We start from the raw sequence: 15,513 nt of genomic DNA on the forward strand, positions 1-15,513 counted from the left end.
GTCGCCCCCGCACCGTGGGGGCGTTTCTCCCGTCTGTTTTATCCCAGCACCGTTCCCAATTGGAAAATCGGTAAATACATGGCGATCACCAGGCCGCCGACGATGATGCCGATGGTCAGCATCAGCAACGGTTCCAGCGTTTGCGCCAAAGCGTCCGCCAGCTCATGCGTCTGCTGTTCATGCCATAACGCCAGTTTGCCCAGCAGAGTGTCCAGAGTGCCGGACTCTTCCCCGACGCGCGCCAACTGCTGGCACAACGGTGGAAACAGCGGCTGTTCCGCCAGCGCCTGATACAGCGGCAGCCCCTGGTTCAGCCGCTGCCGAATATTCTCCAGTGCCTGATGGAAAAACAGATTCTCCATCGACAGCAGCGCCGCATCCAACCCTTCGAGCAGCGTCAGCCCCGCCTGTTGGGTCATATGCAGCGTACGGAAGATTTGGCTCAGGCAGGCGCCTTTAATCAGCTGAGCAATCAGCGGCAGACGCAGGCAGAGCCGCTGCTCCCGCCGCCGCCAGCGGGAATGTGGATGGCAGTAGCGCCAGTAGCCGCCCGCCAGCAGGGCGCCGGCCAGCAACACATAGGGGCCGGCACTGACCAACAGCGCCGACAGATTCATTAACCCCTGAGTAAACCAGGGCAGCGGAGCGTCGAACGACTGATACACTTTGGCGAATTCCGGCAGCACCATCAACAGCATCAGTAGGCTGACCAGTATGGCCACCGCGCAGATAAACAGCGGATAGCGGATGGCCTTCAGCACTTTTTTGCGCAGCTTCTGCTGCTCTTCCTGCTGTTGCGCCAGCTGCTGGCAACAGCGATCGAGGTTGCCGGTCAGTTCGCCCAAGGTGATTAGCTGGCGATAAATAGGCGGAAACACGTAGTGGTAGCCGGCCGTCACTTCAGACAGCGGCTGGCCCTGAGCCACCCGCTCGCCGATCTCCTGTAGCAGACAGCGCCAGGGAGCGGACTGATGCTGCTGCGCCAGCAGCTGCAGTGCGTTCATCAGCGGCAGCCCGGCCTGCAGCAGCGTAGCCAGCTGGCGGGTGAACAGGATCAATGCCTCGCCACGCCATTGCCGCCGGCCAACCGGCTTGCCGCGTGCGACCTGATAGGGCTGCAGGTTCTGTTCAATCAACAGTTGATAAACCTGCTCTTTGCGTTCAGCCAGCGACTCTCCTGGAACTATTTCACCCTGACTATTAATGGCCTGCCAGAGAAAAAGCCGCCGCGACGTCATGGCTGCAGCTCCGTGTGGCCTATCACGCGATACACTTCCTGCAGCGACGTGATACCTTCCGCCACCAGCGCCAGCCCGGCCTGCAGCAGCGAAGTCTGCCCCTGCCGCTGTGCGATCTCGTTTAACTGCTCCGCCGTTAACTGGTGCAGTAACCCGTGCTGTATCTCACTGGTGATGTGCAGTAATTCGTAGATGCCGATGCGGCCGTAATAGCCGCCGAAACAGTGTTCGCAGCCTTCGGCGCGCCATGGCGTCAACGGGCGGGGCCACAGCGCGGCGGGAAAGTGCAGCGCTTCCGTTTGCGGGCGGCGGCAGTGCAGGCACAGTCGACGCACCAGCCGCTGGGCGATCACCAGCTTGAGGCTGGCCGCCAGCAGATAACCGGGGATGCCCATATTGGTCAGGCGGGTCAGGGTTTCGCTGGTGGAGTTGGTATGCAGGGTCGATAGCACCAGGTGGCCGGTCTGGGCGGCCTTCACCGCAATTTCGGCGGTTTCCCCGTCGCGGATCTCGCCGATCATGATCACGTCCGGATCCTGGCGCAGCAGTGCCCGCAGCACGCGGGAAAAACTCAGGTCGATTTTTCCGTTGACCTGCGTCTGGTTGACGCCAAACAGCGGGATCTCGACGGGATCCTCGACGCTGCACAGATTGCGCTGCCGATCGTTCAACTGGTGCAGGCCGCTGTACAGCGTGACGGTTTTTCCACTGCCGGTGGGGCCGGTGACCAGAATCATGCCCTGTGGGCCGGCGAGGGCGGCGGCAAACTGCGCGCGATCCGCCTCCGTCATGCCCAACTGCTCCAGCGGCAGATCCTGCCGGTCGGTTTGCAGGATCCGCAGCACCACCTTTTCGCCGTATAGCGTCGGCAGGGTGGAGATGCGCATCGAGTAGCGGCTGCGATCCAGCTGAACGCCGAGCTGGCCGTCCTGCGGTAGCCGCCGTTCGGCAATGTCCAACTGAGCCATGATCTTCAACCGGGCGATAATGCGCAGGCCCAGGGCCAGCGGCGGCGGAGAGATCGTCTGCAGTACGCCATCGATGCGCAGGCGGATGCTGAGCTGTTGCTGGTAAGGTTCAAAGTGAATGTCGGAGGCGCGTCGCTGGATCGCGCTGCGCAGCGTTTGGTTGATAAAGTTGACCGCAGGCGTATCGGTATCGTCATCCAGCGTGGAGCTGTGTGCCTCGGCGGTCTCTGTCTGAGCCGGCTGAAGCGCCGGCGACTGAAACAGCGCCTGCTCCAGCCGCGCCAGCGGCCACTGTTCCAGCGCGATCTGTTTCCCGCTGGCGAAGCGCAGCGCATTGAGCAGCGGCGCCGGCGGTTCGCCGTGCAGGGCGATAGTCAGGCATTGCTCATCTTCGCTCAGCGCCAGCGCCTGGTAGCGCCGGCACAGGGTCTGTATTTCAGCGTTGATAGCCTGGCTCATCAGGATGGTTCCGCCTCATCGTCAAAGCGGAACACTTCCCGGCAGGTATCCTGCAGCGCGCTGCTTTCTGCGGCGCTGCAGCTGCGCGCCCAGCGCATCAGGCCGTTGCTGTCCGGCGTCGGCGTCATTGTGACCGTTAACCCCTGTAGCGTCTGGGCGCCTGTGAGTGTGATAACTCCCCGGCTGACGCTGACGGCGCTGACATAGCGCGAGGCGGCGCCTGTCGGGATGCCTTTGCTGCCGGCGTTGCATTCGTCGGCGGTGCCGCTGTCCAGCACGCACAGCTCCACCGCCATTTTATAGGGGGTCATCGCCTGCAGCATGTCGGTCATTGCGGCTTTCTGGATATAGCGCTGATAGGCGGGCACGCCGATGGCGCTCAGGGTGGCGATGATGGCGATCACCACCATCAGTTCGATCAGGGTAAATCCACGTTGTGTTTCCATGCGTTGCTTCCTCCTGGTTGTGGGGTGGCAACGGTAGCGTCAGGAGGCCGGGCGTGCGAGTGCATGCTGACAGGACTGCGTATGGCTTCCAGCACTATCTGGATGGTTACCGTTTTTCGCAGTGTGTAATGCGGCGCGGATCGCAGTGTAAAGCCGCTCGCGCCGCCGGGCTGGCGATGCGAGCGCAAAAAAGGGGGATTATTTAAAGCGCATGGATAAATCGAGGGCGGTAACGTGCTTGGTGAGCGCGCCGACCGAAATATAATCCACGCCGGTTTCAGCGTATTGGCGCAAGGTGTCGCTGGTGACATTACCGGAGACTTCCAGCTGTGCGCGATGCTGGGTCAGTTCTACAGCCTGCTTCATCATCGGCACGCTGAAGTTATCCAGCATGATGATATCCGCGCCGGCGTCCAGCGCCTGCTGCAGTTCGTCCAGCGATTCCACTTCCACTTCGACCGGCACGTCGGCGTGTAGCCAGAAGGCTTTCTCCACCGCGTTCTTGATTGAGCCGGAGGCGATAATATGGTTTTCCTTGATCAGGAAGGCGTCGGACAGCCCCAGCCGGTGGTTATTGCCGCCGCCGCACAGCACGGCGTACTTCAGCGCGGTGCGCAGCCCCGGCAGCGTTTTACGCGTGTCCAGCAGCCGCGTCTGCGTGCCTTCCAGCAGTGCGACATAGCGGCTGACGGCGGTCGCCACGCCTGACAGGGTCTGTACAAAGTTAAGCGCGGTGCGCTCGCCGGTCAGCATAATGCGCGCCGGGCCGCTCAGACGGCACAGCGGCTGGTTCGGCGTGACCGTTTCGCCGTCGGCCGCCAGCCATTCCACGCGCACCTGATTACCCAACTGAATAAAGACTTCATTTAACCAGCGCTGGCCGCAAAACACGCCGGCTTCACGGGTGATGATCGTGGCTTCGGCCTGTTTGTCCGCCGGCAGCAGTTGGGCGGTAATATCCCGTTCAGGATTGACTTCACCACCCAGATCTTCCCGTAACGCCTGGGCGACGGCAAAAGGGATATCATGTTCAATTCGTTCAAGAAGTTCAGCACGACGGCTGTCGGCGCTGTAGCGGCGTGTCGGCATAGAAGGCTCCGAAAAGGGAACTAAGAATGTGGAGGAAACATGCTACTCTGTTGTGCAGGCAAGTACCACTGGCAGTGATAGCCAGCATGCGCTGTCGCTAAACAAGGAATCAGGTATTATCCGATACCGGTGGCGAGCAATATCTGGCATCTGTGGAACAACGTGGTTGGCCCCGGCGAGCGCTCGGGCGCAATGACAAGGGAGAGGCATAACAAATGACGCTGTTTTCGCTGTTACTGGTTCTGGCGTGGGAACGTTTATTCAAGCTGGGCGAGCATTGGCAGCTGGATCACCGGCTTGAAGTGGTTTTCCGGCGTCTGCGCCGTTTTTCGCTGCTGCAGACGCTGGCGCTGGCCTGCGGCTGGATGGTGGTGGTCTGGGGCATTTTATGGCTGGCACAGGGGCTGTTTTTCGGTCTGCTGACGCTGCTGCTGTGGATTGTCGTGGCGCTGCTGTGCGTCGGGGCGGGCATTAAGCGCAAGCATTACCGCGCCTACCTGAAGGCGGCGCGTCAGGGCGACAGCCATGCGGTTGATGCCATGGCGGAAGAGCTGGCGCTGATCCACGGCCTGCCGGTGGACTGCAGCGAAGAAGAGCGTCTGCGCGAACTGCAAAATGCGCTGCTGTGGATTAACTACCGCTATTATCTGGCGCCGCTGTTCTGGTTTGTGGCGTGCGGTCCTTATGGGCCGATAGCGTTGGCCGGCTATGCTTTCCTGCGTGCTTACCAAACCTGGCTGGCGCGGCACAATACGCCGCTGGAGCGTTCGCAATCGGGGATTGATGCATTGCTGCACTGGCTGGACTGGATCCCGGTGCGGCTGGCGGGCGTGGCCTACGCGCTGATCGGCCACGGAGAAAGGGCGTTGCCGGCCTGGTTCGCCTCGCTGGGCGATCGCCGTACTTCACAGTACCAGGTGCTGACGCGTCTGGCGCAGTTTGCGCTGGCTCGGGACCCGCATGACGATCCGGTACAAACGCCGCGTGCCGCGGTGGTGTTGGCGCGTAAGGTGACGATGATTCTGGTGGTGGTGGTGGCGGTGCTGACGATTTACGGCACTTTGCTGTAATCCGCCATCGTGCGATAAAAAAGGGCTGAACGCAGGTTCAGCCCTTTTTGTTTGCGGCAACGCTCGTCGTTACAGCTTGGCGAAGCAGCGACGCGCGGCGTCGATGGTGCGCTGAATGTCTTCTTTGCTGTGGGCGACGGACATAAAACCTGCTTCAAAGGCGGACGGCGCCAGATATACGCCTTCGTCCAGCATCAGGTGGAAGAAGCGCTTAAAGCGTTCGGCGTCGCACTGCATCACGTCCTGATAGCAGGTGACTGCGTCGGCATCGGTAAAGAACAGGCCGAACATGCCGCCGACGTTGTTGATCACCAGCGGGATGTTCTCCGCCTGTGCGGCATGGCGCAGGCCGTCCGCCAGCATTTCGGTCAGTTCGTTCAGCGTCTGGTGAACGCCCGGCTGCGCCACTTCGCTCAGGCAGGCAAAGCCCGCCGCCATGGCGATCGGGTTGCCGGACAGCGTCCCGGCCTGATACACCGGGCCGGTCGGCGCCAGCGCTTCCATCACGTCGCGACGGCCGCCGAATGCACCTACCGGCATACCGCCGCCGATAATTTTACCCAGACAGGTCAGGTCCGGCTCAACGCCGTAGTGCGCCTGCGCACCGGCCAGCGCCACGCGGAAGCCGGTCATTACCTCGTCGATAATCAACAGTGCGCCGTACTGGTCGCACAGCGCGCGCAGCCCCGGCAGGAAGTCCGGCTGCGGCGGTACGCAGTTCATATTGCCCGCCACCGGCTCGACGATAATACAGGCAATCTCTGACGGGAACTGTTCAAAGGCGCTGCGTACCGAGTCCAGATCGTTATAGGTGCAGGTCAGGGTATGTTTGGCGAAGTCCGCCGGTACGCCCGGTGAGTTCGGTTGGCCGAGGGTCAGCGCGCCGGAACCGGCTTTGACCAGCAGGCAGTCGGCGTGGCCATGGTAACAGCCTTCAAACTTGATGATTTTATCGCGCTGGGTGTAGCCGCGCGCCAGACGGATGGCGCTCATGGTGGCTTCGGTGCCGGAGTTCACCATGCGCACCATATCCATCGTCGGCACCAGTTCGGTCACCAGCGCGGCCATTTTCACTTCCATTTCGGTCGGCGCGCCAAAGCTCAGGCCGCGTTCGGCGGCGGCAATGACGGCGTTGCGAATGGCAGGATGGTTATGGCCCAGCACCATCGGGCCCCAGGAGCCGACGTAATCGATATAGGCTTTGCCGTCGGCGTCAAAAAGGTAGGCGCCGTCGGCACGTTCGATAAACAGCGGCACCCCGCCGACGCCGGTAAATGCCCGCACCGGGGAGTTCACCCCGCCGGGGATCAGCTGCTGCGCTTCGGCGTACAGACTTTCGGACTTGCTGTGTAAGCTCATAAATCGGCTCCAGGAATGTATATTGAATGTGTTTTACCGGGCTATTCTAGTGGAGTGCGCGCCGTTATGAAACGATCGCCGCAGCGTGATACGGGTAAACGGTGAGTTTCGCTGTTTGCCAAGAGAGGTGTGCCGTACGCTTTTTTGGGTATAGAATGGACGGCTCTGCGATTTATATGACTTATTCTTACCGGCGGTAACCAACCCCTTATGAGTGAGCAGCAACCACAACCCTCGTTAGTACTTACTCCGCGTGTGAAGCGCGTTGACAGTGTGCGTCAGTTTATTCGCCGTGATAAAACGCCGGTGGCGATCTTGTTGATGGCGGCCCTGGTGGGCGCGCTGGCCGGGCTGTTGGGCGTAGCGTTTGAAAAGTCGGTGGACTGGGTGCAGCAACAGCGTTTCTCCGCGCTGTCGTACGTCGCCGATGCCTGGTATCTGGTGTGGCCTCTGGCTTTTCTGTTGTCCGCCGGGTTGGCGATGCTGGGCTATTATCTGGTGCGGCGTTTTGCGCCGGAGGCCGGCGGGTCGGGCATTCCGGAGATAGAAGGCGCGTTGGAAGAGCTGCGTCCGGTGCGCTGGTGGCGGGTTCTGCCGGTAAAATTTGTCGGCGGCATGGGCACGCTGGGCGCCGGCATGGTGCTGGGGCGCGAAGGGCCGACGGTGCAGATGGGGGGCAATGTCGGGCGCATGGTGCTGGATATCTTCCGTATCCGCGGCGCCGAGGCGCGCCACTCGCTGCTGGCGACCGGGGCGGCGGCGGGGCTGTCCGCCGCGTTTAACGCGCCGCTGGCGGGGATTCTGTTTATTATCGAAGAGATGCGCCCGCAGTTTCGTTACAACCTGATCTCGATTAAAGCGGTATTTATCGGCGTGATTATGTCGACCGTGGTCTACCAGTTGTGCAATGGTCAGCATGCGGTGATCGAGGTGGGTAAACTCTCATCGGCACCGACCAACACTCTGTGGCTGTATCTGGTGCTGGGCGCGGTGTTCGGCGGCGTCGGCGTGATGTTTAACCGGCTGATCTTCCGTACCCAGGATATGTTTGCCCGCCTGCACGGCGGCGAAATGCGCAAAATTGTGCTGATGGGCGGTGGGCTGGGCGGCCTGTGCGGCGTACTGGCGCTGATTCAGCCGGAGGCCGCCGGCGGCGGTTTCGGCCTGATTCCGATTGCGGCGGCGGGCAACTATACCGTCGGCATGCTGATGTTTATCTTTATCGCCCGGATTGTCACCACGCTGCTGTGCTTTGGCTCCGGCGCGCCGGGCGGGATTTTTGCGCCGATGCTGGCATTGGGTACGCTGTTCGGCACCGCATTTGGTCTGGCGAGCAGCCACCTTTTCCCGCAGTATGGCATCGAGCCGGGGACGTTCGCCATTGCCGGCATGGGGGCGCTGTTTGCCGCGACGGTGCGTGCGCCGCTGACCGGCATCGTGCTGGTGTTGGAAATGACGGACAATTATCAGCTGATTTTGCCGATGATCATTACGTGCCTTGGCGCGACGCTGGTGGCCCAGTTCCTCGGCGGTCAGCCGCTGTATTCGTCGCTGCTGGCGCGCACGCTGGAGAAGCAGCGGGCGGCGGAGAAAACAAGCAAAGAAAATGCAACAAATGCGGTGAATACTTGAACGCAACACTCAGGTATTGGATAATCACAGTATTAATCAGGTTGCCGGCACCCGCCCGACGTATAAGGGAGCCTGATGCTGAATCATGTTGGGAGTTAAGAGTATGAGTGAAGAAACAGCACTGCCCCTGCAATTTACCGAGGCAGCAGCGAACAAGGTGAAATTCCTGATCGCTGATGAAGAAAATCCGAACCTGAAGTTGCGGGTTTACATCACCGGCGGCGGCTGCAGCGGATTCCAATACGGCTTCACTTTTGACGATAAGGTCAACGAAGGCGATATGACCATCGAAAAACAGGGCGTGGCTCTGGTGGTCGATCCGATGAGCCTGCAATATCTGGTGGGCGGTTCGGTGGATTATACCGAAGGTCTGGAAGGGTCGCGCTTTGTGGTGACCAACCCGAATGCCAAAACCACCTGTGGCTGCGGCTCGTCGTTCAGCATCTAATCTGACGTCCGATCTTAAGAAAACCCGCCGTAAGGCGGGTTTTTTATTGTTCGAGAATAAACGCCGGCAGCTTCAGGTGCCAGCGAATGGCCGCCAGCCGGATCAGCAGCGTAATGGTCATGCCGAGCATCATCGCCTGCTGCAGCGGCATGCCGAAGCTGGAATACGCCGTGGCGTGCACGATGCCGCCGATAATGCAGGCGGTGGCGTAGATTTCCGTGCGCAGGATCATCGGGATTTCGCGCGCCAGCACGTCGCGGATAATGCCGCCGCCGACGCCGGTAATCACGCCCATACATACCGCCACCAGCGCGCCGCTGCCGGCGGCAAAGGCCTTATTGACGCCGATGCCGACGAACACCGCCAGCCCGACCGCATCCAGCACCGGCAACACCCACTTCGGCAGGCGGCGCGGCTGGCGCACCAGCATCAGCGTCAGCACACAGGTGATCATCGCCACCACCAAATCGGTGGGATCCTGCACCCAGAACACCGGGCCATTGGCCAGCGCCATGTCGCGGATGGTGCCGCCGCCCACGGCGGTCACCACCCCGAGCACCAGCACGCCGAAAGGATCCATCCGCAGCTTGCCGGCCAGCAATACGCCGGAGATGGCGAACACCGCCGTGCCGAGGATATCCAGCCAGAACACCAGCATCAGCGAATCTCCGCCAGCTGGCTGCACAGCTGCTGCGCCGCCAGCATAATGCGCGGCCCTGCGCGGTTGAACCAGTCTTCATTCAGCGCGATGACCGGCACCTGCAGCTGAGGCGACCAGAATGCTTTGACGTTGGCAACCTCTTTGGCGCCGCCGCTGATGACGATCGCCTGCGGCTGACGAGCCAGCACCTGCTCGCGGCCGATTTGCGGCCAGGGTACGCGGCTGTCGGCAAAGATGTTTTCGCCGCCGCACAGGCTCAGCAGTCGGCTTTGCAGCGTCGCGGCGGAGCTGGTGAACAGCGGCTGGGTGCCGAACTGCAGCAGCACGCGGCGCTGTGGGTTATCGGCATAGCGGGCCTTCAGACGGGCGAGCTGCTGGCGTACCTGCGCTGCTGACTGATGCGCCTGCTCCGGGTGCGGACTGTAAGCGGCCAGATCGTCCAGCAAACGGGCGATCTCTTCCGGCGTTTTGGCGTCGGCGTAAAAGATCGGAATGCCGAATGCGGCGAGCTGATCCAGGACCCGCTGCGGATTGCCGCCGCGCCAGGCCAGGATCAGATCCGGCTTTAACGCCAGGATCCGCTCCAGATTAACCCCTTGCCACGACGCCACCTGTTCGAGCTTCTTGGCCTGCGGCGGGTAATCGGAAAAGGCGCTGGCCGCCAGCAGGGTATCCCCCATGCCGGCGGCGTAGGCCAGTTCGGTGGTATTGGGCGCCAGGCTGATCACCCGCTGTGCAGCAGCTGCGGGCAGGGAGACCGCCAGCGCCAGCAGCCACAACAGGCAGCAAAAGCGTCGTTTCACCTTAGTCGCGCTTTGCCAACATCTGCAGCATTGCGTTGACCATCAGCGAGGACTGTTTGGCGGCTACGGTCAGGAACTCGTCAAAGCTCATATGCGACTCGCTGTCGGCCACGTCGGAGATGGCGCGCACCACCACAAACGGCGTACCGAACTGGTGACAGACGTGGGCGATCGCCGCCGCTTCCATTTCCACCGCTGCGACGCTCGGGAAGGTGGCGCGAATGCGTGCCAGCGGTTCTGCGCCGTTGATAAAGGCGTCACCGCTGCAGATCAGGCCGCGTACCGCGTTAAGATCCAACTGGCGGATGCAGTGTTCCGCCAGGGCGATCAGCGCGTCGTTGGCGACGAACGCCGCCGGGCAGCCCGCCATCTGGCCCGGCTCATAGCCGAATGCGGTGACGTCGGCATCGTGGTAGCGGACTTCTTCGGACACCACGATATCCCCGACTTTCAGCGTGGCGGCCAGACCGCCGGCGGAACCGGTGTTGATCACCATATCCGGCTGGCAGTGCTCCAGCAGCAGGGTGGTGCCCATCGCCGCCGAGACTTTACCGATGCCGGATTTCAGCAGCGCAATCTCTACTCCGTTGATCTGGCCGGTGTAAATTTCACAGCCTGCGCGCTGGATGGTCTGACGGTTTTCGATTTGATCGCGCAGCAGGGTAACTTCCTGCTCCATGGCGCCGATAATGCCTACTTTCATAAATAATACTCGCTGATAGGGGGAAGAAGTGCCGCATAGTCTATCATGGCTGTTAAACAGAGATAATCCGTTGCATCCGCCGTGTGGAATTGTTATCACGGAGGCAGACGCGCCAGGGCCAAAACAGGGGAGCCGCAGATGTCCGGGATCGACTTTAAACAGAAAATCAGCTTTCAGCGCCCGTTCAGCAATCCGATCGCGGCGGAGCAGGAATATGACATTGTCCGCCAGTTTGAAAGCGACCGCGGGCGGATCGTCAACTCGGCGGCGATTCGCCGGCTGCAGCAGAAAACCCAGGTCTTCCCGCTGGAGCGCAACGCGGCGGTGCGCAGCCGGTTAACCCACTCGATGGAAGTACAGCAGGTGGGGAGGCACATTGCCAAAGAGATCCTCAACCGCTTTAAGCAAGAGCAGCGTATTGATGAACTCGGCCTGACCAATCTGCTGGATCCGTTTGAAAGCATCGTTGAAATGGCCTGCCTGATGCATGATATCGGCAATCCGCCGTTTGGCCACTTCGGCGAGTCGGCGATTAACGACTGGTTCAGCCAGCGGCTCGATCCGGCCAGCAGCGGCAGCGAGCCGAACAGCCAGGACGGCTGCCAGGTCGAGGTGCTGCGCCTGCGTGAAGGGGATGGCGATCTGAACCGGCTGCGCAGCCGCATCCGCCACGATCTGAGCCAGTTTGAAGGCAACGCACAGGCGATCCGGCTGGTGTATACGCTGCTGAAACTGAATCTGACCTATGCCCAGGTGGGCTGCATCCTGAAATATACCCGCCCGGCGTATTGGGCGCAGGATATCCCCGCCAGCCACAGCTATCTGATGAAAAAGCCGGGTTTCTATCTGGCGGAGGAGGCGTTTGTTGACCGCCTGCGGCGTGAATTGCAGATGGGGGAATTCGACCGTTTCCCGCTGACTTATATCATGGAAGCTGCCGATGATATTTCTTATTGCATTGCCGATTTGGAAGACGCGGTGGAAAAAAACATTTTCACCGTCGTTCAGCTTTATCACTATTTGAGCCAGGAATGGGGCGCGGTGACGCCGGGCGATCTGTTTGATAAAACGGTGGCCGGCGCGTTTGGCAAAATAGCGCAGGGCGGCGCGCGACGCAGTTCGGAAGATCAGTTCTTTATGTACCTGCGGGTATTTACCGTTGCTAAACTGGTGCCTCATGCCGCCGGGCGTTTTATTGATAATCTGGACGCGATTTATCAGGGCAGCTTTAATCAGGCGCTGCTGGAGGATTCCAGTCCGGCATTCCGGCTGCTGAAAGTCTTCAAGAAGGTGGCGTTTAAATACGTGTTCAACCATCCGGAAGTGGAACAGCTGGAGCTGCAGGGCTACCGGGTCATCAGCGGTCTGCTGGATATTTACAGCCCGCTGCTGGCGATGTCGCTGGCGGATTTCAGCCAACTGGTGCAGGAAGACAGCCACCGTGGTTTCCCGATTGAGACGCGGCTGTTTCATAAATTGTCCACCAAGCATCGGCTGGCTTATATCGAAGCCGTCGAGGGGATACAGTATTTATCCCCGGAGCAGCGGGAGATTCGAGAATATTATTTCCGCGCGCGGCTGTTACAGGATTATATCAGCGGTATGACCGATCTTTATGCCTATGATGAATACCGACGTTTAATGGCAGCAGAATAATCCCGGCGCGTAAACATCTCTTATCCCACCGCGTCATTCAGGGCGCGGTTTATTATTTAGAGAAGTGTAAAGACGAAGAATATTTTTTTACGCTTCTCAATACTCCACGGCTGAACTTCAGGTTATTAATAGGTTCTCATTGAGTACAACAAGCGCAATACCCTGCGGCGCCCGCTGAACGGGGTATGTCCCTGCATTGACTGACTTTATAGAGACACACAGATGAAAAAAACCGCATTAGTTCTGAGCGCCCTGGCTTTCAGCATGGGTATGGCCCTTGGCCCGGCAAGCGCCGCCGCCGCAGAAACGGCTTCCGCCAGCACGCCGTCGTCACAGTTGCCGAGCCTGGCGCCGATGCTGGAAAAGGTGATGCCGTCGGTGGTCAGCATCAACGTTGAAGGCAGCGCCGCCGTCAATACGCCGCGTATGCCGCAGCAGTTCCAGCAATTTTTCGGCGAAGACTCGCCGTTCTGTCAGGACGGTTCGCCGTTCCAGGGCTCGCCGATGTGTCAGGGCGGGCCGGGTGGCCAGGGCGCCAAAGAGAGCTTTAAGGCGCTGGGCGCCGGGGTGGTGATCGATGCGGCGAAGGGCTACGTGGTGACCAATAACCATGTGGTGGACAACGCCAGCAAGATCCAGGTGCAGTTGAGCGACGGCCGCCGCTTTGACGCCAAGATCATCGGCAAGGATCCGCGCTCTGATATTGCGCTGATCCAGCTGAAAAACTTCAAGAACCTCACCGCGATCAAAATGGCGGATTCCGATCGGCTGCGGGTCGGCGACTACACGGTGGCGATCGGCAACCCTTATGGCCTGGGTGAAACCGCCACCTCCGGTATAGTTTCGGCGCTGGGGCGCAGCGGCCTGAACCTGGAAAACTACGAAAACTTTATCCAGACCGATGCGGCGATCAACCGCGGCAACTCTGGCGGCGCGCTGGTTAATCTGAACGGCGAGCTGATCGGTATCAACACCGCGATCCTGGCGCCGGACGGCGGCAATATCGGTATCGGCTTCGCCATTCCGAGCAATATGGTGAAAAGCCTGACGGCGCAGATGGTGCAATATGGCCAGGTCAAACGCGGTGAGCTGGGCATTATGGGCACCGAGCTGAATTCCGAGCTGGCGCAGGCGATGAAGGTCGACGCCCAGCGCGGCGCCTTCGTCAGCCAGGTGATGCCGAAATCCTCCGCCGCCAAAGCGGGCATCAAGGCGGGCGATGTGATCGTCACCATGAACGGCAAAGCCATTTCCAGCTTCGCCTCGTTCCGCGCGCAGATCGGCACGCTGCCGGCCGGCAGCAAAATGTCGCTGGGGATTATCCGCGAGGGCAAACCGGTCACCGTGGATGTGACGCTGGAGCAAAGCAAGCAGACGCAGGTTGATTCCGGCAATATCAATGCCGGCATCGAGGGGGCCGAACTGAGCAACGCGCAGGCCGGCAACCATAAAGGGGTCAGGGTCGACAGCGTGAAGGCCGGCAGCGCCGCCGCCAGCATTGGCCTGAAGAAAGGCGACGTGATCCTGGGGGTCAACCAACAGCCGGTGCAGAACCTGAGCGAACTGCGCAAAATTCTCGACAGCAAGCCGCCGGTACTGGCGCTGAACATCCTGCGCGGCGACAGCACGCTGTACCTGCTGATGCAGTAATCTGCTTGCGCTCTCTCATCCGACAGGCACGCTACGGCGTGCCTTTTTCATGTTGCTAAATTGTGAAGCCTGCCACAACTCCCGGCGCTGCCGAAACGCTTTGGGCATCTGCACAATGTGCCGCTCTCAGCGCGTCGGTATGCTGGGCGATTATCTAAAATCGGGTTGGGGCGAATTGAATGGCGGAATACCATCTTGACGGCAAGCTGGCGCAGGAAATCGTGGCGCGCACCATGCAAATCATTGACGGCAATGTCAATGTGATGGACGCGCGCGGCAGGATCATCGGCAGCGGCGACCGCGAGCGGGTCGGTGAACTGCACGAAGGGGCGCTGCTGGTGCTGTCGCAGGCCCGCGTGGTGGATATTGATGAAGCCGTCGCCCGCCATCTGCACGGCGTGCGGCCGGGCATCAATCTGCCGCTGCGCATCGACGGCAGCATCGTCGGGGTGATCGGCCTGACCGGCAATCCGGCGCAGCTGCGCCAATACGGCGAGCTGGTGTGCATGGCGGCTGAAATGATGCTGGAGCAGGCGCGGCTGATGCACCTGCTGGCGCAGGACAGCCGTTTTCGTGAAGAGCTGGTGCTGAACCTGATCCGTGCGGAGGCGCTGTCGCCGGCGCTGATGGAGTGGGCGCAGCGGCTGGGTATCGACCCTGAAGAGCCGCGCGTGGCGGCGGTGGTCGAGGTGGACAGCGGACAGCTCGGCGTCGACAGCGCAATGGCGGAACTGCAGCAGCTGCAGGCGCTGCTGACGCTGCCGGAGCGCGACAATCTGATTGCCATCGTCTCGCTCAGCGAAATGGTGGTGCTGAAGCCGGCGCTCAACGGCCACGGCCGCTGGGACGCTGAAGATCATCGTCGCCGGGTAGAAAACCTGCTGTCGCGCATGAAAGAGAGCAGCCGGCTGCGGGTGCGGGTGGCGCTGGGCAATTACTTTACCGGGCCGGGCAGCATCGCCCGCTCCTACCGCACCGCGCGCACCACCATGGCGGTGGGCAAGCAGCGGATGTTCGAGCAGCGCGCCTACTACTACCAGGACCTGATGCTGCCGGTGCTGCTGGACAGCCTGCGCGGCGGCTGGCAGGCGGACGAGCTGGTCAGGCCGCTGGCGCGCCTGAAGGCGATGGACGGCAACGGCCTGCTGCGGCGTACCCTCAGCGCCTGGTTTTTGAATAACGTACAGCCGAGCGCCACCGCCAAGGCGCTGTATATTCACCGCAACACCCTGGAATACCGCCTGAACCGTATTTCCGAACTGACCGGCCTGAACCTGTCCAGCTTCGACGCACGTTTACTGCTGTATATCGGCCTGCAGCTGGACGAATAG

At 60.8% G+C, this 15,513-nt stretch carries 14 protein-coding genes; 6 read left to right on the plus strand and 8 right to left on the minus strand.

Translation table 11 applies throughout. The features are described from left to right. Window positions 1–38: 38 nt before the first annotated feature. The 4 genes from hofC to nadC form a co-directional block, all read right to left on the minus strand. A complete protein-coding gene (gene hofC / locus TAN611_RS03885) occupies window positions 39–1,238 on the minus strand; it encodes a protein transport protein HofC (RefSeq protein ID WP_105229783.1) in 1,200 nt (399 codons plus the stop codon). After that, a complete protein-coding gene (gspE, locus tag TAN611_RS03890) occupies window positions 1,235–2,665 on the minus strand; it encodes a type II secretion system protein GspE (protein ID WP_203067307.1) in 1,431 nt (476 codons plus the stop codon). The genes hofC and gspE overlap by 4 nt, the downstream gene beginning before the upstream one ends. Continuing rightward, window positions 2,665–3,111 carry a prepilin peptidase-dependent pilin gene (gene ppdD / locus TAN611_RS03895; RefSeq protein ID WP_111737723.1) on the minus strand — a complete coding sequence of 149 codons (447 nt, stop codon included), beginning with the start codon at window positions 3,109–3,111 and terminating at the stop codon, window positions 2,665–2,667. Before ppdD ends, gspE begins: the two co-directional genes overlap by 1 nt. A 198-nt stretch (window positions 3,112–3,309) precedes the next feature. Beyond that, on the minus strand, window positions 3,310–4,200 hold the full coding sequence (gene nadC / locus TAN611_RS03900) for a carboxylating nicotinate-nucleotide diphosphorylase (RefSeq protein ID WP_105229786.1): 891 nt from the start codon (window positions 4,198–4,200) through the stop codon (window positions 3,310–3,312). A 215-nt stretch (window positions 4,201–4,415) separates the two neighbouring features. On the opposite strand from nadC, the gene ampE reads away from it, so the two are divergent. Continuing rightward, the gene (gene ampE, locus TAN611_RS03905) at window positions 4,416–5,270 is read left to right on the plus strand and encodes a beta-lactamase regulator AmpE (RefSeq protein WP_105229787.1); all 855 of its coding nucleotides are present in this window, start codon (window positions 4,416–4,418) and stop codon (window positions 5,268–5,270) included. 69 nt (window positions 5,271–5,339) lie between these two features. Here ampE and hemL read toward each other — a convergent pair whose 3' ends face one another. Next, the gene (hemL, locus tag TAN611_RS03910; RefSeq protein WP_105229788.1) at window positions 5,340–6,629 is read right to left on the minus strand and encodes a glutamate-1-semialdehyde 2,1-aminomutase; all 1,290 of its coding nucleotides are present in this window, start codon (window positions 6,627–6,629) and stop codon (window positions 5,340–5,342) included. Window positions 6,630–6,839: 210 nt separating this feature from the next. On the opposite strand from hemL, the gene clcA reads away from it, so the two are divergent. After that, window positions 6,840–8,261: a H(+)/Cl(-) exchange transporter ClcA gene (gene clcA, locus TAN611_RS03915; protein WP_111737722.1), complete on the plus strand. Its 1,422-nt coding sequence runs from the start codon at window positions 6,840–6,842 to the stop codon at window positions 8,259–8,261. A gap of 103 nt (window positions 8,262–8,364) precedes the next feature. Then, complete coding sequence (gene erpA / locus TAN611_RS03920) at window positions 8,365–8,709, plus strand: iron-sulfur cluster insertion protein ErpA (RefSeq protein WP_015670939.1); 345 nt, start codon at window positions 8,365–8,367, stop codon at window positions 8,707–8,709. Window positions 8,710–8,752: 43 nt separating this feature from the next. Here erpA and TAN611_RS03925 read toward each other — a convergent pair whose 3' ends face one another. The 3 genes from TAN611_RS03925 to mtnN are packed head-to-tail and all read right to left on the minus strand — an operon-like array spanning window position 8,753 to window position 10,876. Then, window positions 8,753–9,367, minus strand: a complete 615-nt coding sequence (locus TAN611_RS03925; RefSeq protein WP_105229790.1) for a TRIC cation channel family protein — start codon at window positions 9,365–9,367, stop codon at window positions 8,753–8,755. After that, entirely contained in the window at window positions 9,367–10,173 is an 807-nt protein-coding gene (btuF, locus tag TAN611_RS03930; RefSeq protein ID WP_111737721.1) for a vitamin B12 ABC transporter substrate-binding protein BtuF, read from the minus strand. Before btuF ends, TAN611_RS03925 begins: the two co-directional genes overlap by 1 nt. A gap of 1 nt (window position 10,174) precedes the next feature. Then, the gene (gene mtnN / locus TAN611_RS03935; protein WP_105229792.1) at window positions 10,175–10,876 is read right to left on the minus strand and encodes a 5'-methylthioadenosine/S-adenosylhomocysteine nucleosidase; all 702 of its coding nucleotides are present in this window, start codon (window positions 10,874–10,876) and stop codon (window positions 10,175–10,177) included. A 138-nt stretch (window positions 10,877–11,014) separates the two neighbouring features. Here mtnN and dgt point away from each other — a divergent pair, with 138 nt between their 5' ends. From dgt to TAN611_RS03950, 3 genes are all read left to right on the plus strand, one after another. Further along, window positions 11,015–12,532: a dGTPase gene (gene dgt, locus TAN611_RS03940; RefSeq protein ID WP_203067308.1), complete on the plus strand. Its 1,518-nt coding sequence runs from the start codon at window positions 11,015–11,017 to the stop codon at window positions 12,530–12,532. 222 nt (window positions 12,533–12,754) lie between these two features. Then, on the plus strand, window positions 12,755–14,182 hold the full coding sequence (gene degP, locus TAN611_RS03945) for a serine endoprotease DegP (RefSeq protein ID WP_105229794.1): 1,428 nt from the start codon (window positions 12,755–12,757) through the stop codon (window positions 14,180–14,182). A 179-nt stretch (window positions 14,183–14,361) separates the two neighbouring features. Continuing rightward, complete coding sequence (locus tag TAN611_RS03950; protein WP_054305125.1) at window positions 14,362–15,513, plus strand: CdaR family transcriptional regulator; 1,152 nt, start codon at window positions 14,362–14,364, stop codon at window positions 15,511–15,513.

The sequence above is a fragment of the Serratia sp. Tan611 genome, assembly GCF_905188235.1.
Taxonomy (GTDB): domain Bacteria; phylum Pseudomonadota; class Gammaproteobacteria; order Enterobacterales; family Enterobacteriaceae; genus Serratia_B; species Serratia_B rhizosphaerae.

What these genes read in the sequence shown, in the direction of transcription:
- gspE (WP_203067307.1), bottom strand. Translation starts at nt 2,665, where the DNA reads ATGAGCCAGGCTATCAACGCTGAAATACAGACCCTGTGCCGGCGCTAC.
- ampE (WP_105229787.1), top strand. Translation starts at nt 4,416, where the DNA reads ATGACGCTGTTTTCGCTGTTACTGGTTCTGGCGTGGGAACGTTTATTC.
- hemL (WP_105229788.1), bottom strand. Translation starts at nt 6,629, where the DNA reads ATGAGCTTACACAGCAAGTCCGAAAGTCTGTACGCCGAAGCGCAGCAG.
- erpA (WP_015670939.1), top strand. Translation starts at nt 8,365, where the DNA reads ATGAGTGAAGAAACAGCACTGCCCCTGCAATTTACCGAGGCAGCAGCG.
- nadC (WP_105229786.1), bottom strand. Translation starts at nt 4,200, where the DNA reads ATGCCGACACGCCGCTACAGCGCCGACAGCCGTCGTGCTGAACTTCTT.
- TAN611_RS03950 (WP_054305125.1), top strand. Translation starts at nt 14,362, where the DNA reads ATGGCGGAATACCATCTTGACGGCAAGCTGGCGCAGGAAATCGTGGCG.
- clcA (WP_111737722.1), top strand. Translation starts at nt 6,840, where the DNA reads ATGAGTGAGCAGCAACCACAACCCTCGTTAGTACTTACTCCGCGTGTG.
- dgt (WP_203067308.1), top strand. Translation starts at nt 11,015, where the DNA reads ATGTCCGGGATCGACTTTAAACAGAAAATCAGCTTTCAGCGCCCGTTC.
- hofC (WP_105229783.1), bottom strand. Translation starts at nt 1,238, where the DNA reads ATGACGTCGCGGCGGCTTTTTCTCTGGCAGGCCATTAATAGTCAGGGT.
- ppdD (WP_111737723.1), bottom strand. Translation starts at nt 3,111, where the DNA reads ATGGAAACACAACGTGGATTTACCCTGATCGAACTGATGGTGGTGATC.
- TAN611_RS03925 (WP_105229790.1), bottom strand. Translation starts at nt 9,367, where the DNA reads ATGCTGGTGTTCTGGCTGGATATCCTCGGCACGGCGGTGTTCGCCATC.
- degP (WP_105229794.1), top strand. Translation starts at nt 12,755, where the DNA reads ATGAAAAAAACCGCATTAGTTCTGAGCGCCCTGGCTTTCAGCATGGGT.
- mtnN (WP_105229792.1), bottom strand. Translation starts at nt 10,876, where the DNA reads ATGAAAGTAGGCATTATCGGCGCCATGGAGCAGGAAGTTACCCTGCTG.